Here is a 20,679-nt window from a genome sequence, read left to right as displayed (position 1 = left end):
CCGCGCGCTGGGGCAGCACCAGGCGCGCGCGTCCGCTTTGCCTCCACCGCTGGTGTCGAACCGAAGAGGTACTTGGACTCTCGGCTGAACTGCGCAGGACTCGTGTTGCCCACGGCGTGGCCGGCTGCGTCCGCGCGCAGGCCTTGGCGGACCATCAAGAGGCGGGCCTGATGCAGACGCGTCGACTTGACGCACCATGGGCAATCGCTAGCTCTTGCTGCGCGACCTGACGGGAATCTCGTCAGTATTTTTTCTCGCGGGAGGCGTTGAGGAAACCAGACGTCATGGCTGGTCGCCGCGTCGTTGTTCTTTCGTTCGCGAGAGGCTGCTTCGGAATCCACCCAAAAAAAGGGCCCTCCACGCGGGAGGGCCAGTACTGCCCAGTGTTTCGCTGGCAGCGTCTGCCTTGGTAGAGTGGCGATTCAGTCCAGGGAGATCCTGGCGTGCTCGATCACCTCACCCCAACGTTTCCCTTCCTTTTCCATGAGTCGGGTCATGTCCGCACTGGAGCCGGGGTACGGTCGTGCGCCTTGCTCTGCCAACTGCGAAATAAATCGCTTGTCTTTGGTCACGACCAGCAAGGTGTCTTGCAGCTTCCTGATCACCTCCGGTTTGGTACCGGCAGGCGCCATCAAGCCGTACCACGACTCGACAACTGCATCCTTTACACCGGCTTCCGCAAAGGTCGGCACGTCGGGAATGGCGGGGTCACGCTTTTCGCTGGCGACTGCCAGCAGGCGAACCTTTCCAGCCCTTGCATAAGGCAGCACGTTGGGCAGGTTCGCGAAGATGAGCTGTACCTGCCCCGAGAGCAAATCGACACCGGCCGGGCCAGCGCCCTTGTACGGCACATGTACGAAATTGGCCCCGGTTCTGGACATGAAAAGCTCACCAATCAGTTGATTGATCGAGCCGATTCCAGCGGACGCCATGTTCAACTTGCCGGGATTAGCCTTCGAGTAGCCAACCAGCTCCGAGACGTTCTTCGCGGGAGCATTGCTGGATACGGCCAGAACATTCGAAACGGTTGCGAACAACGCAACGGGAACCAGCTTCTTGGGATCGTACGGTAGCCGTTTGGTAAGCAGAGGCTGAACGGCCTGCCCCATCGAGCCCAGCAGCAACGTATATCCATCCGGGGTGGCCTTGGCGACAAATCCGGCGCCAATCGCGCCGCCCGCACCGGCCTTGTTGTCGACGACAACTGGCTGACCTAGCTGTTCCCCCATGTGCTCGGCAACCAGCCGCCCCATCATGTTCACCGTACCACCTGCCGCAAAGGGCACCACCAGCGTGATTGGCTTCGAGGGATAGGTCTCTGCGCGCACACCCAGGGAGAGTGTCGCGAGGGACATAAACAAGGCAAAGGACTTCGACTTCAACATAACCTGCGTCTCCTTCGGTATTTTTTTCGTAAGCGTCACGCTTGTTCTCAGGCAACCAGCTTGCTCACGGCTTCATTGAGTGCCAGTTGCGATCGACTCAGTCGGCCGCGCGCCTCGTTGACCCATTGGCGATCCGCAGCGCGTTCCTGCGCCGCGCGCTCAAGCAGTCGCGCAACCTGCTGCGGCCCGACGCTGCCTTCCGTTATCCGGGTTTCGACAAAGCGAACCGGATCGAGCGCGTCACGTACCGCCGCATCACCCAGATTCAGCGCGATACCCACTGTTTCGAGAGCCGCCTCATCGAGGCGACTGCTGGTCAACTGATCGGGACGCAGTCCTTGCGCCACGCAGTTGCGCACCGCACGGGCGACGATGTGGTGCACCTGGCGGAAGGACAGACGTCGTTCACGCACGATGACGTCCGCCAGATTGCTCGCGGTGCACCAGCTTCCCTTGAGCGATTCGGCCATGTGGTCCTGATGCACGATCAGCGTTTCCATGACGCCAGTGAACAGATCGAGCATGCTTTCTGTCGTTGCCACGGCCTCGTCGATATGTGCGACGGTACGCATGGCCTGGTCGCCGGTCCCTTCCGCGCGGAACGTGGCCAGCGCCGCGCTCAGCCACGTCACGGCAGGACCGGCGGCCTTCCTGATGGTTTCCAGCGCGACCGGGTTCTTCTTCTGCGGGAAGATGCTGCTCGTACCACAGTAGCTGTCATCGGATTCAACCAATCCGAACTCGGTACTGGACCAGATATGCAGGTCGGTAGCCAGATCGTTCAAATCGGCCATGATGAACGACAGTGCGCAGATGGCATCCGCGGCATCGAAAGCTTCGCGGCCAAGCTTCGAGTTCTCGATTTTGCCGTCGAATCCGAGCAGCTCCGTGGTTCGCTCGCGATCAAGCGGCCATGACGTGCCGGCAAGACCCACAGTTCCCAGTGGATTGCGGTTGACGCGTCCGTACGCTTGAGCCAGACGCTCGAAGCTGTCATGCAATCGGGAGCTGAAGCTGAGCAGATAGTGTCCGAACACCCATGGCTGGGCCTGCTGCATATGTGTGTAGCCGGGCATGATCGTGTGCGCGTGTCGGCGCGCTTGTTCGGCAATCGCCTCCTGGAACACGTTCAACTGGTCCATCACATCCAGCATGCGGTTGCGCTTGTACAGGCGGCGTACCGTGGCGCCCTGATCGATGCGACTGCGGCCGGTGTGCATCTGGCCGCCCACATCCTCGCCGATGGCGCCGAAGAGATACGACTCGATCTGCAGCAGAAAGCTGCCCTTGCGCACATCCACGGGAAACGCGGAGGGCTGCATTCTCCGAATGATCAGCAACTGCTCCAGGATGGCCCGACCGGTCTCCGCCGAAAGAATGCCCTGTTCCACCAGCATGGTCGTATGGGCAAGATCAACGGCGACGAACTCGTGAAACTGCCTGCGTTCGCGCTCGAGTCCTGGCAGTGCGTAGTGCTTCGTCAACCGGGAGGCAGGAGGCGAACTCAGGCGAGCCTCGGCGAGTAGTGTTTCGTGGGGAGTCGATGTCATGGTAACAAGCGAGGCAATCGGCGCCTGGCGATGCGGACGGCGCTTCTTTACCCAGCAATAAAGCGGTTCAGACAGGGGCCTCGCCCGGCGCGCTGCTAGCAGATCGCGCCGGGCGAACGATCGGAATGAACCTTTGCCGAAAGACCGCGGTGCGGTCACTTCTGCTAGTCCGATTCCATGACTCGATGATGAATTTTTGGTCCGCGAGGCACAACTACAGACACGGTTGGACGCGCATAAGGAAATCTTCTGCTTATGCGTGGTTTCAATGCGGCTCGCCGCGAATCAGGACGAGGCGACGCTTGCCTTGAATTGTTCTTTGACCAGCTTGATAAAGTCTTCCACAACCTTCGATCGCGGCTGATGGGAGGGCAGAACCATGGAGAAATGGAACTGTACGGCCGGCGACAAAGGACGCCAGACCACACCTGGATCACGCACTCTGCGCGCGGTGAAGGGATCAACGACAGTCAATCCAAGTCCGCCTGCCACCAGGCTGCATGCCACGTGACCGAGCGATGTGACGACCGAGCGCTTGCAGGTCACGCCAGCAGCGTCGAGTTCCATCTCCAGTCGCATCCGTACCGGGCTATTGCGATTCAGCGAGATAAGCGGCTCGTCCTGCAGGTCGGCAATCTTCAATGACCTCTTGCGGGCCAAAGCATGGCCACGCGGGAGTACGCACACCGCCGCGACGCTTGGTAGCGGGAGAACATCGACCCCGGGGTACTCATCGCCGGACATCTGAACGAATCCGATATCGATCTGGTGCGCTGCGGCGAGCTCCATGACGCCTAGAGAATTCCTGACGTCCAGCGAGATCGCCAACTCGGGGCGGGAGAGTGAGAACTGCCTGACGCATTCGCTGAGCAGGCTCAATCCCAGCGTATGCATGGACGCAACACGCAGGGTACCGATGCGAGCGGACTTCAGATCGAGCGCCACACGCTCGATCTGCTCCATACCCTGGTAGAAGCGGTCCACCTCGCGGAACAGCCGCTGGGCTTCGGCGCCCGGAATCAGGCGATTGCCTTCACGCCGGAACAGACGGATTTCAAGTCTCTTTTCGAGGTCCCTGATAAGCGCACTCACCGCGGGCTGGCTGATCTTCAGCCGTTCGGCGGCCACGGTCATGCTGCCGGACACCATGACACTACGGAACGCTTCGAGTTGGCGGGGATTCAGTTGCATAGGTAGCTAAGGCGAAGACTGATGCCGTGACTTTTGGGGGCGAGCCTACAACGTAGCACGCTGCCGCGCCCATAAATTTCTCTTATGCGCGTCCAACCGTGGCTGGGGTTGTTCGTCATGAGGGACCAGCGTCAGAATTTTGTCATGGGATTCCAAAGTCCCATCGAGCCATAACAACAATGAATTCACGGCGCGTACGCCGTCCTTCTTTGGGACGGAGCCGTCCCCATTTACGAGGAGACCATTGAATGAAATGCAAGTACCTTGCTATTGCGGTGGCAATGCTGACTGCGAGCAGTGTCCAGGCGCAATCGAGCGTTACCCTGTATGGCGTTGTTGATGCCGGTATCGAGTACCTGAACCATGCTGTCGCATCGACGGGAACCGTTGCACCGGGTGCCAAGGGTTATAGCCTGGTGGCCTTGCAATCAGGCAACCAGTCCGGATCACGCTGGGGGCTGCGTGGCATCGAGGACCTGGGTGGCGGCCTGAAGAGCCTCTTTGTTCTGGAAAGCGGATTCTCCATCGACACCGGCACGAGCACCCAAAGCGGTCGCCTGTTCGGACGCGGTGCCTACGTCGGACTCGAGAATCAATGGGGCAGGCTGACGTTGGGCCGCCACACGGTGCCGTTCTATGACTTTGCGGTGACGTACGATCCGATGGCGATTTCGAGCCGCTACTCCATCGGCGCGCAGGATCCCTTCATGGGAGCGGCGCGTGCCGACAACTCTGTCAAGTACATGGGCACCTTTGGCGGCCTGAGCGTGACGGGACTGTATAGCTTCAACTACAACAACCAGGAAGTTCCGGGCAACTTCACGAACGGCCGCGAGTACTCTCTCGGCGCGAACTATTCTGGCGGCTCGTTCTCGATTGGGGCGGTCTACGATCAGATCAACCAATCGGCCGCCACGGCATTGCAAACAAATAGCCTGACGCAACGGGCAGCGGTGGCCGGTACGTACGCCTACGGCAACGCCAAGGTTTACGCGGGCTACCGTTATGCGCACGCGTTCAACGGTGCCAGCCTGCCTGGGTCCACAGTGGCTAACACTGCGTCGAACCTGGCCTGGGCAGGTGTTGGCTATCAGGTGACACCTGCGCTCTCATTCACTGGCTCGGCCTATTACCAGAACCTTCGCAACTCCCGATCCGGCAACCCATGGCAGTTTGTCATGGTGGCCGACTACGCGCTGTCGAAACGTACCGACCTATATACGGTAGCGTCGTATGTGCTTAACAAGGGCAAATCGAGCCTGGGCGTGAATGGCTTCAACAGCCAGTTGGGGACGACGAGCGAGGCCGTACAACCTGGCGCCAATCAATTTGGGGCTGTAGTCGGTGTTCGACACAAGTTCTGAGCCGACCGGTACGGCGACCTGCCTCTCAAGCGGTGCCACATGCCCGTGCTATATATCTGTCCTTTCGACAGCATGGCGAGGTAGGTCCGCATGGCAAAGAAATCGATTCGGGTACCGTGTTCCGTGCATTGCCTGTGTGGCGCCGTCAATATCAAGCTGAATGGCCAACCTCAGGCAAGGGCTAATTGCCACTGTCGGTCGTGCCAGGATTTCTACGGGACTTCAATGTTGTCGGCGACTGCGTGGCTAGCTGAACAAGTCACCGTCGCCAGTGGTAGCGTGTCGAGCTTTTCGCACCCGTCAAAAGACTTGTCGCGAACATTCTGCTCCGGTTGCGGTGAGACGGTGTTTGGCACGAACCGGCTCGGCATGCGCGTCCTTCCCAATACCATTTTCGCCCGAGCCGCTGGCGGTGAAGTGCCCGACGAAATGCGACCAACGATGCATCTTTTTTACCGGCATCGGATTATCGACATACAGGACGAGTTGCCGAAGTACCTCGACGGATGGGACGGCCCGACTTACCAAGCTTAGTTATGCGTCGAACCTCGACGTGTCTTCGGAACTCGGCGCCGAGTGTGAGCGATTTGCGACACGTTTGCGAGAGACCGCAATGGTCGGCTATCGACGGTCCGGCCTAAGATAGATCCCAGTGCACTGCCTCAGTACTCGTCGATGTGGACTATCGGTCGACCTGCACCGCGAGCGATCCGGCTTTCACGACGGCTGCGCCAGTGGCAGCACAGCGCGGCCACACAGTACACGTGCACTCGCACTACGTTCATTCGAGGAACACGTACTCCGCGAGATAGGGGCTACGCCCTTCCTCGCCCTCGTGCACGCAGGCTTGCGCGGGGGCCGCGCCGCCGTGCGTGGCAAGCCGCTGCACATAGTGCACCGTGCTCAGGAGGCCCGGACCGCCCGCATTGGTGGAAGAGAGGAGCAGCATTGGAATCGCCGCGCTGTCGTCGGGATTGGTGGCGTGCTGCAGCAGCTTGCCAGTGATCCGGCTGCCGTCCAGCGCTTCCCACGACGGCCCAGCGCCGTGCCTGACGACGAGCCGGCCGGAGGCGTCGTAGAGATCGGCTTGTGGCGCCAGAAAGGTCCATGTCAGTTGATTGGCGGCGTCGCGCCTGCAGACGTAGATCTGCACGCCCGATGCCTCGAGCGAGGCCACCACGTGAGTCATGCCGGCGGGCTGCAGCACGCCCGGCACCGGCGACTGGGCCAGGGCCAACGAAAGCGCCACGCTACCGGCCAGCGCCGTCGCGATCGCAAAGGCGCGTCGCGTTGCCAGGCGGACGCCACGGCTGCCTCTACGAATCGATTGGTCCATGCGTGTTGTCCTCGATGAATGTCTCAGCGTGCCAGCCGATCATACCGGGAAACCGCGGCGAGACGCGGGCGCCGCCGTGCACGTCACTTCGGTTCGTGCACAACGGGGCGCGTGCGTAATCCACAACATCGGTCGATCAGGTGTGCAACTTCAAGCTACTGACGCATTCGACCCTTCTCTGTCATTGGCCAATGGTTGGATGAGGGGCAGAGTCCCACCACGAAGCGTCATCCATGTAAGGATCGGGCAATCTGCGCGAGCGTGTCACCTTTGCGCCACCGCTCCCACATCAGTGCCTTTTTGTGTCTCGGTGTAGTAGATCCGCCGTCTTTGTTTCATTTGCAGCACCCCTCAGGCTCGCAAAGCCTTAAGTGTGTTGCATTGACCGGTTGAATCCGCGGCCGGCAAGCGCCCGATTGCCCAGACGGTCGGAGAACCCCGGGGCGACAGGCGGTAGCCAGCCCATTTGAGACGATCGCCGCTAGGCCGCTATCAGGCTGAAGGTTGCGCGAGAACGGCCACTCAAGCCGAGGGAAGCTGATTCAGCGAGCGTTCCTGAAATATGGCTTGCGATCTTAGTTCGCGACTGCGACTGAAGCTTGGGGTTGTGCCGGACGCAATCGCTGACGGTCAATCGTGATGTTTGCCGTTTTTTTTGTGCTTGTGATGGTGCTTGTCGTGGCCACTCTCGCTGGAATGTGAATTGTTGCGGGAGATGTTGCCGCCCAGTGCGGCACCAGCGCCGCCGCCCACTGCGGCACCGACGAGCGAGCCGGTCGTTCCACCCATCGCATTACCGGCCGCAGCGCCAGCACCGCCGCCAATGGCGCCTCCAATCACGGCGCCCGTGCGCTCACGACCATTAGACGTCGCGGCGCCGCCAGCAGCGCCACCCACGGCGCCACCGATAACGGTGCCCGTGCTGCCGCCAATTGCGTTGCCGACGGCCGCGCCGGCAACGCCGCCTAGCGCACCGCCCGCTGCGTTCTTCATGTCGCTAGCCGTGGCAGAGACCGACGCAGCAGCGACAGCGGTAGCAATTGCCATTCGGGTTGCAATCTTCTTGTGCATTGATTTGTCCTAGTTTTTGAATGAGTTCGAACAAGCATAACATGGGATGTAATCCGCACATTTACGTAATTTTGCTTATAAAATGCTAACGCCTGTTATTGCCGGTCATCATCTGTTTTGCCAATTGCGCAATTATGTCTTACAGAAGCAAATAATCGCTGCGAAGTGGTCAATCAGGCTTGTTCCAGCACAAAGTTGTGTTGCGCACGCCGGGACTGTCGGTGCGCAGACGAGGACAAATCTCTCCTCAACAAATGGAAAAGTGGCGGATCGCCAGCAATTGAAGAGTTGCCCGATTACCAGGGAACCGAGTTTTCAGGGCCTTCACAAGTGAGTGATTTGTAAAGAAAAAGTAAGCGACGATGGTGACCTTAGTGGGCTCACGTCCGTCGGATGATGAGCCCGCATCCCTATGGATGGTCATTAGCATCCTGCTGTCCCCTTGTGTCGATGGCTCCTCGGACGAGCAGCCGCGCTCCGTAGCGCTTTGGCGATTGGAGGTATGCGTTCGGAGGAGTGCTTCAGATTGTTCCCGCGAGGATAGGGCGCGTCGCTTCGAGAAATTGTGAAATGCGGTATTCCGCCTGCTGCACTAACGGCAAACACCACAAGGGTATCGGCCATCTGCGAACCTTCGCCAAAGGCTCCACAGTGACATTCAATTGAGGGATCAATCCAGATAGTGGACGTTCCGATTGAATACCGTGCGGTTCGCCAGTAGATGCCGATCGGCACGCAATCGGCGGAGGTCCATTACCGGCGAATTGAAAACCGGCTTCGCCGGGTGATTATTCGCCGGATCCGACCTGGTGCTCACCGTCTGCGCATTAATCTCGCATCAGTTCCTGCGCAAAGGGTCATGCTGATCGCCGCGACCACTCCGAACAGCACATGCGCCTCCGCGCTGGTCGCTGTCCCTTGCTCGTCCGCGACCTGTTTCGTGCGAGCAACTCGCTGTGAACGGCCTTGATGCCGGGGCAGTTGCGAGCCTCGGTTTCCAGGATCGTGCACGTTGCGGCGTCACGTACTGTGTCTCGCAATGTCTCGATGCCGTCGTGCGCCTCTGCACATACCGTATCCGCATCAACCGTCTGCGCGAAGCGTTCGTCGATGACAACAACGAGCTGCGAGTCAGACTGAGGCAGCATCGTGTCGCCGATTGAGTCGTAACGTTTAGTCCCAGCACCGCAGGAACGGGCGCGTGCTCCGGAATGGCGCTGCCGGCGCGCTGCATATCCGAGTGCTCCGGATCACGGCGTATGGCGCTCGTAGACGATCGCGATGGTTCTTCGCTCACGGTGTCTTTCTCCTTGGCGACGAAGCCGCTGACCTGCCAGCACACTACATCTTCTGCTTTGTGCTCTCCGCGGCGCCTTGCACCTTCTCGCCGCCGCGTTCGATGTCCTTGCCCGCGCCTGAAATGGTGTTGCAGCCAGCGATCAACAGCATGCCTGCGAGAGTGATAAGTGCGTACAGTTTCCTCATGACGATCTCCTTGCTTTCTTTCGACGCGGGCACGCCCCGCTGATGGATTAGTCCGGACTGCGTGATTGAGCGTAGCAAGCAAGAGACTGTGCGAGCAGTCAGCATTCGTCCTACATCGGTGTCGGCGGGCAGCGCAATGGGCTATTCATCAATTGGCAGCCCCGCATTGGAACATTCCATATGAGCGATCGCATCGGTTTCGCTCGCGCAGATCATAAGGACGCACGCTCTTCGAGAACCTTATGAACGCCTGCAGCTATCGCAGCGCCGCGAGAGGCGCAGGCGCCGTGCGGCGCTGCGAATTGGTGCTTCAAAGCGACTACTGGCTCTCGCCGCGCTCCGGGATTGGAGGAATTCCGACATTGGTATCGATGGAATCCACCTAGAACGAAACTACGAATATCGAAAGGTGGAGCGTCGAAAGATGGAGCGTTCTGTTTGGCAGACATCTGCACTAAGCGGAAGTCGCGGCCTGCTTCGCCTCACAGTGCATGACCGCTCCACGCTGGCATCTGCACATACGGCTACGTGTGAGCGAGGATGTTGACCAGCTTTCCATAGGGGTCTCGGACGAAGAACCTGCGCACGCCCCAAGGCTCGTCGACTAGCCCACGTTCAATGGAAAAGCCTGCATCTCGCATACGCCGGTGCGCCTCGTCCGCGTCGTCCACTTCAATTGACAGGTCCGGCACAGGCGCGCCGGATCCGCCCTCTGCTGCAAAACTGACTTGAATAGTCATTTCAGATTGCGAGCCGTAGGTTCGAATCCACCCGTGGTCCATCAGGAGCTCAAGGCCAAGAACATCGTGATAGAAGGCGTGAGCACGCGTTAAATCAGCGACTTCAATATTGGCCACTACACGTTTGACTTTCAAATTGCACTCCTTCTGGTTTATTAGGCCTGGCTGCCAATGACCAGAAGCGGGCCCGCAAGTCAAGACGCGGAACTGTTCTCGTGTGGTTGGCATGCCAGTCGGGATGTGGCTCAGGGACTTCACAAATATGTCATATAAACGTCACAATACCGGACCGATCCACGCCTCGCAGAGCGTGGCCGTATCTGGAGAGAGAAAAATGACGATGCCTGTTGCCCGCCGTGTCCTGCACGCCCTTGCCACTCTGGCCCTGACCCCACTGGCGTTTGCCGCGGGCGCCGCGCACGGGGCCTGGCCAGAGAAGCCAATCCGGATGGTGGTGGGCTTTCCGCCGGGCGGGCCGGTCGATACGCACGCGCGCATTCTTGCCGAAAAATTGCAGCCCATTCTCGGGCAGTCGGTCGTGCTCGACTACAAGGCCGGCGCCGCCGGCAATATCGGATCGGACAACGTCGCCAAGTCCGCGCCGGATGGCTACACGTTGCTGATTGCCAATACGGGCCAGATGACGATCAACAATGCGATCTATCCCAAGCTGCCCTACAGCATGCCGAAGGACTTCGCCCCCGTGGCGCGTACCGCGCTGATTCCGCTGGTGATGGTCGTCAACAACAACGTGCCCGCAAAGAATCTGAAGGAATTCATCGCCTATGCGAAGGCGAATCCGGGCAAGCTGAATTTTGCATCGGGCGGCAATGGCGGTATCTCGCATCTGATGCCGGAGATGTTCAAGCAGGCATCGGGCACGTTCATCGTTCATATCCCTTACAAAGGTAGCGCGCCGGCACTGACGGACGTGATGGGTGGCCAGGCGCAGATGATGGCCGACTCCATTCCGTTGTTCACCCAGTACATCAAAGGGGGCAAGGTACGCGCGCTGGCGGTAACGTCGGCCAAACGATCGCCGGCGCTGCCCGATGTGCCGACGATGGAAGAAGCCGGCCTGAAGGGATTCGAGGTGGTGGGCTTCTACGGGGTGCTGGCACCGGCCGGCACGCCGAAGGACATTGTCGACAAGCTGTCGGCCGCGCTGCGTACCGTGCTGGCAGACCCAGATACGAAGGCCAAGCTTGAATTCCAGGGGGCCGAACCAGCGTGGCAGTCGCCGGACGCCTTTGCGGCGACGATCGCCAGCGAGCAGAAGCGGTGGGGACAGGCCGTCAAGGCATCGGGCGCGCGAATCGACTGATATGGCAGGTGGTAAAGCGGTGGTCTCGTGCGTGCCCGACCACCGCATTGCCTCAATCATGTGAGGGCCGCGCGTTTAGTGCGTTGCCTTCGCTGGTTGAATCCGCACGCGAAGCAAATCAACGCTCAATCTGCACCCGCATCGACCGCGCATCTGGCAAGCCCAAAGCTTCCGCCGCAGCATAAGAGAGATCGATAATTCGGCCGTTGACGTATGGTCCGCGATCGTTGATGCGAACGACAACCGATTTTCCGGTAGCCAACGATCTGACGCGCACATGGCTGCCGAGCGGTAATGTTCGATGGGCGGCAGTCAGGGCGCTGCTATCGTAGCGTTCTCCGTTTGCGGTCAGATGCCCCTGGAACGTTGCCGAGTACCATGACGCCTCGCCGGATTGCAGCATCTCGTGCTCGTGCCGAGGGCGACAGGAATCGGCGCCGCACGCGGCATGCCTGGACGGAATCTCTCCGCATGCAGTGAACAAGGCGCAGATTCCCAAGACTCCCAGATAGCGAAGTAATAGCACCATGGACCACCCGTCAGTGATTGAGATGTGGCTCTAACGGTCTCCAGTAGTTTGCGTTGGCGGCGCGGCCGGATTACGCAATACCTTGAGAATATTCTAGGTGACAGGCCGACGCCCCTTAAGGTCGGACCCAACGACAGGCTGGTTTCTGGGCTGTCGGTCAAATGTGGTCCAAAGGGCCCGTATTAGCCCGGAGCCGCTCGGGACTCGGGCTATCGCAGCAGATAGTCGCGAACGCCGATCGCTGGTCCCCGCGTGCTCCGCGCCGTCTCCACACAGCTACGATAGGCGCGCAAAGCGGGTCCCAGATCGTGATTCAGCGCATGCAGGCGCATTAGCGCCATATACGCGGGTTCGTGGAATGGGCCGAGCCGGCAACTGCTGCGCGTGTGTCAACGCCTTGGCGCAATCGCGTCTGTCCTCACTCAACTGGCTGCGCCGCACGAGCGCCGCTGCGTACTGCGGGGCATTCTGGTAGCCATGCGCATGAGACTATCGAACGCGCGATCTGACAGCAGGTGTCGCATGAAAATCATCGGCCGGGCACCGAAGCCGACGGCGTAACGTGTCTTTGGACGAGCGGCATTGACAGCCTTTGCGATAGTCTCTGCGATCAGTTGGGGTGGCGACTGACGATTGCCGTTGGCCTCGTTGATCATCAACGTTGCCACCGCGCTGGCCTGGGGCGCATACGAGCCCGTGCCGGATACCTTCTGCAGGTTTTCCGCTGCAATGCCGGCCCACTCCGTCTTGATCCCGCCCGGCTCAATCACCACCACGTCAATGCCGAAGGGCTCCACTTCCATGCGCACGCAGTCACTGATCGCCTCCAGCGCGAACTTGGTGCCGTGGTACCAGGCACCCATAGGCGTGTGGATCTTGCCGCCCATCGAGGTGATGTTGACGATGGTGCCAGATCGCTGCGCGCGCATATGTGGCAGCGCCAGCTGGATCAAGCGCACGGCACCGAACACGTTGACATCGAACTGGGCGCGCGCTTCGTCCAGCGGCACGTCCTCGATCGCACCATAGGCACCATAGCCGGCGTTATTGACCAACACGTCGAGGCGGCCCGACCTGGCGATGATCTCCGCTATGCCCGCCCGCATCGCGGCGTCGTCCGTCACGTCCATCGCTAGCACGTGGACACCGGCGTCGGCCTGGCTGCGCATCCGCTCCACGCGACGCGCGGCCGCGTAGACCGTGTAGCCCTGGGCGAGAAGCTTGAGTGCGGTGGCTTCGCCAATACCGGAAGAGGCGCCCGTCACGAGAGCAACTTTGGAATTCATGGTGACTTTTCCTGATGGGGTTGAGGTGGAAGGCGACCCGGATTCGGTTCGCCTTCCTTGCCATTGACTGTACGCATCGAGCGGCGTTGGGCCTCTAGCGATCGGCGCCACGATTCAAGCAAAAAGCGCCAAACGCCTCGCGAGCGGCGTCAAGGCATGGTCCCCGCCGTGCTCAGGGCTCGCTGCCAATGCTGGCGAGCATGCTGGAAGACAGAATGACCACTCCCTCGGTTGCAGGCACGCTCTTGACCAGTGACTGCGCGACTGCGCGTGCATGCACTGGCCGATAGGCTCCGGGTAGCAGCGGAGCCAGCAGCTTCGCGATCGGGATGGCAATTTGTTCACCGATGCGCGGCGGTTGCTGCAGGCCATCCCGGGAATCCAGCAGCAGCGAAGGCCGCGCGATCACGAGCGTCGTCAGCCCCAACGACCTGAGGGCGTCCTCCAGTTCACCCTTGACGCGGCTGTAGAACGTGGAGGACTTCGCGTTTGCGCCAACCGCACTGACCAGACCTGCGCGACTGGCCCCCGCGGCAAACGCGGCCTTGGCTACAGCCAGATTGGCCTCCAGGTCGACAGCGCGGAACGCCGCCTGACTGCCCGCCACCTTGATCGTGGTGCCGAGCGCCAGATACACCTCGTCGGCCTGCGGGAGCGCGGGCAGCCGGCTGAAATCCACAATATGGACCTGAAGCCTGGGATGGCGGACGCGCAATGGGCGACGGCTCAGGGCGTGCACCTGAGCGACGGTCGGGTCTGCCAGCAGAGCCTGAAGCATCAGGCCTCCCACGAGTCCGGTGGCGCCGGCCAGCACCACGTTGCGTTGATCGATAGGCATGGACAAGGTGTGCGTTTCCTCAGTTAAGGTGCATGGCATGACGGGCGCTGTCAGGCGTTTGCCCGGTCCATTCCTGGAATGCGCGATAAAAGGAGTTGGGATCCTCGAAGCCGAGAAGGAAGGCGATCTCGCCGCTGGACATCTTGGTATTCCCCAGATAGTGGCGGGCCAGGCGTTCTCGCGTGGCATTGACCAAAGCGCGAAAGTTCTCGCCCTCGTCTTCAAGGCGACGCTGCAGCGTACGCTTGCTCATGCCCAGACGCTCGGCAGCCTTCTCGATGGTGGCGGCGTTGCTCGGCAGCAGTTCCAGCAGGACGGCGCGCACGCGCTCCGCCGTTGCCGCTGTTGCGTCGAGTTCGCTGAGCCGGCGGCGCAGGTCAGGCTCGAACACCCGCCACATGCTTTCGTTCACTGTGAGAAACGGACGCATGGCATCTTCGGCAGAAAATGTGACGCTTGGACTTTCCCCCGGTGTAACAGGTGCGCCGAAAAACTTCTCGAAACGCCGGACGTAGGCGTTCGGCGGCAGTCGGGGAAGTACCACCCGCAATGCCTTGATGGGCTCGCGGGTCCCGAGGCGGGTCAATCGCAGGAAGAACGCGATCTCGGCCACCTGCAAGGAATACGGTACATCGGCCTGAATCGACAGCCAGCGGGGCGAGACTGTTAGCTCGCTCGACGGTCCCACGTCCACCTCCAGGCTCATGGGAGCGACAAGTTGCTTGTATTTGGCAAGGCGCTGTACCGCCTGCATCAGATTGGCGCTGCAAAGGGCTGCGAACAGCGGTGGATCGAAAGACTCCGCCGCAATCACTTCGACGATGCGCAATGGAAACATGGTGTCCGCTGCTTCGGTCTCCAGGGCACGCCAGAAGCGGAACCACTCGTCGGTGGTCAGGCTTCGCTCGCCGCGGGAAAGCATGTCTTCGGGAAGTCCTGCCCTGCGGAGAATCTGATCCGGTCGTAGGCCGAAGTCCTTTAGCAAGGGCTGCCACCCTATGTCCAGGGAAAAAGTTTGGCTGCGCCTCATGGGGTGCTCATCGACAACTCTCGTGGAGCTCGCGCTATGGAATAGGTCGACCCAGTATAGGGCGCCAAGACCCAGTTGGACATGCGAAGCGCGCCAGCCTTCCTTCAATGCGCGCCAAGTCTGGCGACGGTCTGGTGGCGCTCAGACGACGTTCGGCGTTGGGGCCAGGGAGGACTGCTTATGGCCGGTCTCAGTCGCCGGCCTCCCGCGCGTGGGCGCGCTGAGCCGCCAACCATTACCTTGACCCCAACGTGCTGTGCGCTGCGGTGAAATCTACCTGTTCAGTAGTCCGGGAGCCACGATCCTTTTGGAAACTCTTCCGGCGTGGCCCTCCCGTTCAATGATCGTTTGCTGCGTATTCGCGATCGAGCCGGTCGTATAGAGGCTTGTTGACCAAGCGTTGCCGCTCGCTGAATGGCGCCACCAGCGTCGCATCCTCGTCAAGCCGGCCATTCGTGCGCAGCGTGCTGAGCGCCCTCTGCATGCCAAGCACTGCGCCTTGTAGCGTTGCATTCGCATACAGCACAAGTGCGTAGCCAAGGCTGGCTAGCGTTTCGCGCGACTGTACTGGCGTCTTCCCGCCGATCACAATATTGATCAGTTGTGGCGCAGCGATCAGCTTGGGCAAACGCTCGACGTCGGCAAGTGACTCGGTCGCTTCGATGAAGAGAATGTCCGCCCCCGCCTCAATGAAGCGATGGCCGCGCTCAATGGCAGCCTCCATGCCATGCACCGCTGCGGCATCCGTGCGCGCCATGATCAGCAGGTTGGGGTCCTCGCGCGCATCAACGGCAGCGCGGATCTTGCCAAGCATTTCACTCGTCGCGATGACCTCCTTGCCCGAAAAATGTCCGCATTTCTTGGGCATCACCTGATCTTCAATTTGAATCGCATCGGCGCCGCTGCGTTCGAGCGTTCTTACCGTGTGCCGTACGTTGAGCGCATTGCCGAAACCAGTGTCGGCATCGACGATCAATGGTAGCGCGACCGCATCGCGGACCCGCGCAGTGTGTTCGGCAATTTCATGCAGGCCGATGAAACCGAGATCGGGTAGGCCAAGCGACATATTCGTAACGCCGGCTCCCGTCAGGTATAGCGCCTCGAACCCGGTTTCCTCGACGATGCGGGCGCTCATTGCATTGAAGGCGCCAGCCACCAGCAGCCCTTGGCGTTCATTGACCTTGGCGCGGAATGCCGCACGGCGGGCGGCGGATAAGGTAGTCATTTGATGTGTCTCCAGAGTAGGAGACGGTGTTTTTGCACGGATCGTGCCAAGATCCCGCACCTGCCGTTGTTTCTTTCAAAAACAATGACTTACAAGATTTCATACCGCGAACACGCTCATGCGACAATGTTCCACATGTTTCTCGGGGCGTTCCAAAAGCGTTCCACTCAGGAGCCTCCAAGATGTCAACGCTCATTTCACATCCAAACCAGCTCCGCCCGGGCATCGCGCTGGTCAGCATCAGCCGGATGAGTACGCTGTGTGAGACCGTCGCGCCTCGCTACAACGAGCTGGCGCGTTTCTTCTCGATTCGCGCGGGCTACGGGGCTGCCGTGACCGCCCTCCAGGCGTATGTCGACGCAGGCACGGTTGACGTCGTGCTGGCGGCCGGCTCGAACGGCGCGTATCTGCGTGACAATCTCAGTGTGCCCGTGGTGATGGTCAAGGTGAATGGCTTCGACGTGCTGAACGCTATCACGCAGGCCATCACAGCGTGGCCGGGTGAGACCATCGGTTTGGTGCTGCACGAATCGGTGTCGAGGGAACTGGCCAACCTCAGCGGCTGGCTGAATGTTGCATTGAAACAGCGCGCATACCGTTCGATCGACGAGGTGCGTGCGGCCGTGGATACGCTTGCTGCAGAAGGCTGCACCGTCATCATTGGTCCCGGCATGGCATGCGATCTGGCGCTGCAGGCGGGATTGCAATGCGTATTTCTCTATTCCATTGGCGCTGTGGAGGAAGCGTTCGAACGCTCCATTGAGTTGGCACGCATGAGTCGCCAGAAGGAGTCAAAGCGCGTGCGACTCAACACCATCGTCGCGCATCTGCGCGACGGCGTCGCGGCATTTGACGAGGGTGGGCAGCTTGAGGTGGTGAATCCGGCGATGTTGGATCTGCTCGGCCTGAACCGCTCCAGCGACGTGGCGTCACAGCTCCTGGGGGCGGTCGGCCCGCACCTGCGCGAAACACTCGATGCCGATTCGCCGAGTAACGAGCGCATCGAACAGATCGGCGGTCGCTCGCTGATTGTCAACTGCGTGCCAATCGTTGAGCACGGCTCACGCTCCGGAGCGGTGGTCACTGTACAGGACACCCTAATCGCACAACGCATTGACCGCTCGTTGCGAACCAATCAGCGGCCGAAGCATCTGGTGGCGCGGCATAACCTGGCTGATCTGATCGGCGGCTCCCCGGAGCTTGAACGCGTGCGGTGGCTAGCGGGAGCCAGCGCCGCGCACGACGCTACCGTGCTACTCACAGGCGAAAGCGGCACTGGCAAGGAACTGGTTGCTCAAGGTATTCACAATGCCAGCCGTCGGCGTGGCAACCCATTCGTCGCGTTCAATTGTGCGGCACTGCCGGAAGGTTTGATAGAAAGCGAACTGTTTGGCCATGAAGAGGGCGCCTTTACCGGCGCACGGCGTGGTGGAAAGCCGGGCCTCTTCGAGGTCGCGCATACGGGGACCATTTTTCTCGATGAGATCGGTGAGATGCCGGCCGCGTTGCAGAGCCGCCTGCTACGTGTATTACAGGAACGCGAAGTGATGAAGCTCGGCTCTGGGCGCGCAACGCCAATCGACGTCCGTGTCATCGCCGCGACGCATCGTAATCTGCGCGAGTTGGTCAAGCGCGGCACATTTCGCGCCGACCTGTATTTCCGGCTCAATCTGCTACAGATCGAACTGCCGCCCTTGCGTGAGCGGCGCAGCGATATACCTGGCCTTGCGCAGCATCTGCTCGCACGGAGTGCAGCAAAGTACCACCTGCCAGCCACCGTCACGAAGCACATTCTGGAGTTCCTCTCGCCGCTCTTCGAGCTTTACACATGGCCCGGAAACGTACGGGAGCTTGAAAACGTCGTAGCGCGCGCGGCGATCTATCTGAGCGATGGTTCAGGCAGTGCGCGGGAAGACCTGCAGGCCATGTTTCCCGAGTTTGGAGAGATGCAATCGCTGCCTGTTGCAGCGGACAGGCACAAGGTTACCGACGCGCCGTCTGGGACCGTGACTCGGGACGACATCATGCGAGTCCTGCAGGCAAACGGTGGCAATCGTGCCGCTGCGAGTCGTACCTTGGGGATCGGACGAACGACGCTTTGGAGGTTAATGAAGGAGTAAGAAAGAAGATGAGAACGGCCGCTTCAGGGGCCAGGCAACGCCGTTTTCCGCGTACCAGCGGTCGAGGCTCGTGGCAAGCCGCCACCATTCTCGACTTCAGATTCAAAGGTTGTGGGGGGCGGCCGTCGCAGAACGACCCTGAACTGCCCTTCGACGCGGGGTAACCTCTACGGCTGCTTCCAGAGGGATCCGGTCTCCGCGCAGGCTTGTCACGTGCACCGGTTCTGTGGATAGCTGACAAGGTAGCAGGCACGACAAACTCGACGCGAATGACCCAAGGCGGATATCAAAACTGATCAGCGCCGATGGCAAACCGCACATGCGGAGTGAAGGGCATCAGAACTGACCGGTCACGCGAGACAATGGCATTGTGCGGGCATCGGAGTTCGGCAGTTCGCCACCGATTTGGCGGTTGGTTTGGTCGCACTACTTGTAGTAACCGACGCCGCATCCCAGGCCGGCAACCGCAGTAACGAGGCTCGCCTTCGGCACCCACGTCTTGTCAGCGCCGGCCTTGGGAGACATGTAGCCGACCTCGTTGACCTGGCCCTCTTTTGCCGCGTCATAGAGCCTTGGTCCATACACGTCGCCCGTAGGGTCCCTGAATTTCCTGGCATCCTTGCCGAGCAACCCCTTAACGTTGGGATTGCCGACCGCGACGAGGCGTCCGTCGCTGAGGTTGAAGCAGAACGGATAGAGATCGCCAACAAGAAAGCCATTCTCGCCGTTGTTGATCTGGTTGAGCGTCCTGGCCTTATCGGTTGTGATGGCCGCAACCGTCTTTTCAAGCATGGCCCTAGCGTCCGCCGCGGTACCTTGCGCCAATGCCGTAGCCGAGAACAAGGCAGCCATGGCGCCTAGCGTGCCAATCACGAGTTTACGAAACATGGACATTCCTCCTTTCTCTTCGAGCAAGTGGCAGTTGTCATGCACCGCGTGCAGCCAGCAAGGCATCATGTCCAAACATTGCCCCACTTGACCAGTCTACTCGTGCCCGCCGACGAGTTGATAAAAAGAGGTGGGGCGGCTACTTCCGGATTGGGCCCATCGTGTCGATCCCGAGCGTGGTCGAACGGCGTGAAGCGCGCGGCGTGGCGCACTAGATACGCGCCGGCAATATCACGCAGGTAATCAAAGGCGAAGTTACACTTCGCGGACCTGGAGTCACCGCCTATCGCTGAAATCCGCGGCAGCGTTGCCCTGGCCGACGCGAGGATTGTCAATCGGCGGCCGGCGCGATCATCACTTACGTTGGGGCGACCACTCGGTGCCGCCGTCTGAGCCATTCAACATTGTGCTGTTGAAACGGACGAGCGCGGCAGTTGCAATGGCCTCCTTTATTTGGGCATCGGTCGCACCAGCGGCTTTTGCCGCTTTAGTGTGAGCGGAAACGCAATATGCACAAGGAATTTGTGCTGCCACACCGAGGGCAATGAGTTGCTTGGTTTTCGCATCTAAAGCTCCCGTGGGATTCATCACGGCCCGAGATTCGTCCCAGTGCGGCTTCAGTGCCTGGTCGGGAAGTGTCTGTTTCATCCATTCAGGTGCCTCCTGAGCGCTGACGTTTGGTTCCGTTGCCAGGGCCAACAGCAGTGCTAAACCGGCGCTCGCCAGTAGAGTTCTCATGACTGACATGACTGACCTCCCCAAGTAATGTTGAAGCGCTACTGAGCGTGACACTGAGGCGCCAGGACTGTCAATCGGCTCGGTCGGCGTCCCGCAGTTGGATGCCGTCAAAATACGGTCGTCTTGCCGCGACAATCGAGGTACGATGCCGGTCTTTCAGGCCGGCCGACCAGTCCAAAGGAGCGATACCCATGAGCCAAAGACGTAGCCGTCGCCAACGCAAGAAGCTGCGAGTGGCGGAATTTCAGGAACTCGGATTTCTCGTCACAGCGGAGCTTGCCGTAGGACTGGGTGCGGACGCAAAGATTGCTGCCTGCGAAGCCTTTATTGCCGATTGCATCGAAGCGAACCAGCTCACCTATGGTGGTGCAATAGATGACTGCCTGGATGGATTTGTATCCCCGGAGGGGAATCGCAGCTCCTCCACGGAGGAACACCGCCAAATCGTCCTGGACTGGCTGAACGGCCGGGCTGAGTTCGGTGCTGTGCGCGTCGGTCCGCTGATCGACGCGTGGTACGGCAATTTCGCGGAACTTGGCTGAGCCTTCATATGCCACGCATTGAAGGATGCTGCCAGGA

Annotated in this window: 19 protein-coding genes and 1 pseudogene; 5 read left to right on the top strand and 15 right to left on the bottom strand. The window is 60.3% G+C overall.

The annotated features are described in order from the left end of the window. Positions 1–26: 26 nt before the first annotated feature. The 4 genes and pseudogenes from D769_RS32865 to D769_RS29785 all read right to left on the bottom strand — a co-directional run. Positions 27–191: pseudogene (locus D769_RS32865) on the bottom strand (AraC family transcriptional regulator); the annotation flags it as partial. A gap of 231 nt (positions 192–422) precedes the next feature. After that, on the bottom strand, positions 423–1,385 hold the full coding sequence (locus D769_RS29795; RefSeq protein WP_008652359.1) for a tripartite tricarboxylate transporter substrate binding protein: 963 nt from the start codon (positions 1,383–1,385) through the stop codon (positions 423–425). Positions 1,386–1,432: 47 nt separating this feature from the next. After that, positions 1,433–2,935 (bottom strand): argininosuccinate lyase, encoded by a 1,503-nt coding sequence (gene argH, locus D769_RS29790; protein WP_081596885.1) that lies wholly within the window; start codon positions 2,933–2,935, stop codon positions 1,433–1,435. A gap of 285 nt (positions 2,936–3,220) precedes the next feature. Beyond that, positions 3,221–4,126 (bottom strand): LysR substrate-binding domain-containing protein, encoded by a 906-nt coding sequence (locus D769_RS29785; RefSeq protein ID WP_008652356.1) that lies wholly within the window; start codon positions 4,124–4,126, stop codon positions 3,221–3,223. A gap of 248 nt (positions 4,127–4,374) precedes the next feature. Here D769_RS29785 and D769_RS29780 point away from each other — a divergent pair, with 248 nt between their 5' ends. Beyond that, on the top strand, positions 4,375–5,490 hold the full coding sequence (locus D769_RS29780) for a porin (protein WP_008652355.1): 1,116 nt from the start codon (positions 4,375–4,377) through the stop codon (positions 5,488–5,490). 90 nt (positions 5,491–5,580) lie between these two features. Further along, positions 5,581–6,024 carry a GFA family protein gene (locus D769_RS29775; RefSeq protein WP_035883328.1) on the top strand — a complete coding sequence of 148 codons (444 nt, stop codon included), beginning with the start codon at positions 5,581–5,583 and terminating at the stop codon, positions 6,022–6,024. Positions 6,025–6,271: 247 nt separating this feature from the next. On the opposite strand, the gene D769_RS29770 is transcribed toward D769_RS29775, so the two are convergent. From D769_RS29770 to D769_RS29750, 4 genes are all read right to left on the bottom strand, one after another. Continuing rightward, positions 6,272–6,826 carry a DUF3455 domain-containing protein gene (locus tag D769_RS29770; protein ID WP_008652352.1) on the bottom strand — a complete coding sequence of 185 codons (555 nt, stop codon included), beginning with the start codon at positions 6,824–6,826 and terminating at the stop codon, positions 6,272–6,274. Between the two features lie 630 nt (positions 6,827–7,456). Beyond that, entirely contained in the window at positions 7,457–7,897 is a 441-nt protein-coding gene (locus D769_RS29765; RefSeq protein WP_008652350.1) for a hypothetical protein, read from the bottom strand. A gap of 1,341 nt (positions 7,898–9,238) precedes the next feature. After that, the gene (locus D769_RS29755) at positions 9,239–9,382 is read right to left on the bottom strand and encodes an entericidin A/B family lipoprotein (RefSeq protein ID WP_008652347.1); all 144 of its coding nucleotides are present in this window, start codon (positions 9,380–9,382) and stop codon (positions 9,239–9,241) included. Between the two features lie 524 nt (positions 9,383–9,906). After that, a complete protein-coding gene (locus D769_RS29750) occupies positions 9,907–10,257 on the bottom strand; it encodes a VOC family protein (RefSeq protein WP_008652345.1) in 351 nt (116 codons plus the stop codon). Between the two features lie 199 nt (positions 10,258–10,456). Here D769_RS29750 and D769_RS29745 point away from each other — a divergent pair, with 199 nt between their 5' ends. Next, complete coding sequence (locus tag D769_RS29745; protein WP_008652344.1) at positions 10,457–11,446, top strand: tripartite tricarboxylate transporter substrate binding protein; 990 nt, start codon at positions 10,457–10,459, stop codon at positions 11,444–11,446. A 118-nt stretch (positions 11,447–11,564) separates the two neighbouring features. On the opposite strand, the gene D769_RS31560 is transcribed toward D769_RS29745, so the two are convergent. The 5 genes from D769_RS31560 to D769_RS29720 form a co-directional block, all read right to left on the bottom strand. Continuing rightward, positions 11,565–11,849 (bottom strand): septal ring lytic transglycosylase RlpA family protein, encoded by a 285-nt coding sequence (locus D769_RS31560; protein ID WP_029309492.1) that lies wholly within the window; start codon positions 11,847–11,849, stop codon positions 11,565–11,567. A gap of 548 nt (positions 11,850–12,397) precedes the next feature. Further along, positions 12,398–13,261, bottom strand: coding sequence for an oxidoreductase (locus D769_RS29735; protein ID WP_008652342.1), 864 nt, complete (start codon positions 13,259–13,261; stop codon positions 12,398–12,400). 172 nt (positions 13,262–13,433) lie between these two features. Beyond that, the gene (locus D769_RS29730; RefSeq protein WP_008652341.1) at positions 13,434–14,099 is read right to left on the bottom strand and encodes an NAD(P)H-binding protein; all 666 of its coding nucleotides are present in this window, start codon (positions 14,097–14,099) and stop codon (positions 13,434–13,436) included. A 19-nt stretch (positions 14,100–14,118) separates the two neighbouring features. Next, the gene (locus D769_RS29725) at positions 14,119–15,129 is read right to left on the bottom strand and encodes an AraC family transcriptional regulator (RefSeq protein WP_040011344.1); all 1,011 of its coding nucleotides are present in this window, start codon (positions 15,127–15,129) and stop codon (positions 14,119–14,121) included. Positions 15,130–15,466: 337 nt separating this feature from the next. Next, positions 15,467–16,354 carry an oxaloacetate decarboxylase gene (locus tag D769_RS29720; protein WP_008652339.1) on the bottom strand — a complete coding sequence of 296 codons (888 nt, stop codon included), beginning with the start codon at positions 16,352–16,354 and terminating at the stop codon, positions 15,467–15,469. A 182-nt stretch (positions 16,355–16,536) separates the two neighbouring features. On the opposite strand from D769_RS29720, the gene prpR reads away from it, so the two are divergent. Continuing rightward, the gene (gene prpR, locus D769_RS29715) at positions 16,537–18,474 is read left to right on the top strand and encodes a propionate catabolism operon regulatory protein PrpR (RefSeq protein WP_008652337.1); all 1,938 of its coding nucleotides are present in this window, start codon (positions 16,537–16,539) and stop codon (positions 18,472–18,474) included. A gap of 426 nt (positions 18,475–18,900) precedes the next feature. Here prpR and D769_RS29710 read toward each other — a convergent pair whose 3' ends face one another. Further along, positions 18,901–19,362 (bottom strand): hypothetical protein, encoded by a 462-nt coding sequence (locus tag D769_RS29710; protein ID WP_051705426.1) that lies wholly within the window; start codon positions 19,360–19,362, stop codon positions 18,901–18,903. A 354-nt stretch (positions 19,363–19,716) separates the two neighbouring features. Beyond that, a complete protein-coding gene (locus D769_RS29705; protein ID WP_008652333.1) occupies positions 19,717–20,109 on the bottom strand; it encodes a carboxymuconolactone decarboxylase family protein in 393 nt (130 codons plus the stop codon). Positions 20,110–20,291: 182 nt separating this feature from the next. Between D769_RS29705 and D769_RS29700 the strand changes: the two genes are divergently transcribed. Beyond that, the gene (locus tag D769_RS29700) at positions 20,292–20,642 is read left to right on the top strand and encodes a YggL family protein (RefSeq protein ID WP_008652332.1); all 351 of its coding nucleotides are present in this window, start codon (positions 20,292–20,294) and stop codon (positions 20,640–20,642) included. Positions 20,643–20,679 lie beyond the last annotated feature (37 nt).

Origin of the sequence: Cupriavidus sp. HMR-1 (assembly GCF_000319775.1) — a bacterium.
GTDB lineage: Bacteria > Pseudomonadota > Gammaproteobacteria > Burkholderiales > Burkholderiaceae > Cupriavidus > Cupriavidus metallidurans.
The sequence above is the reverse complement of the archived record's forward strand: the minus strand, read 5'-3'. Positions and strand labels throughout refer to the sequence as shown.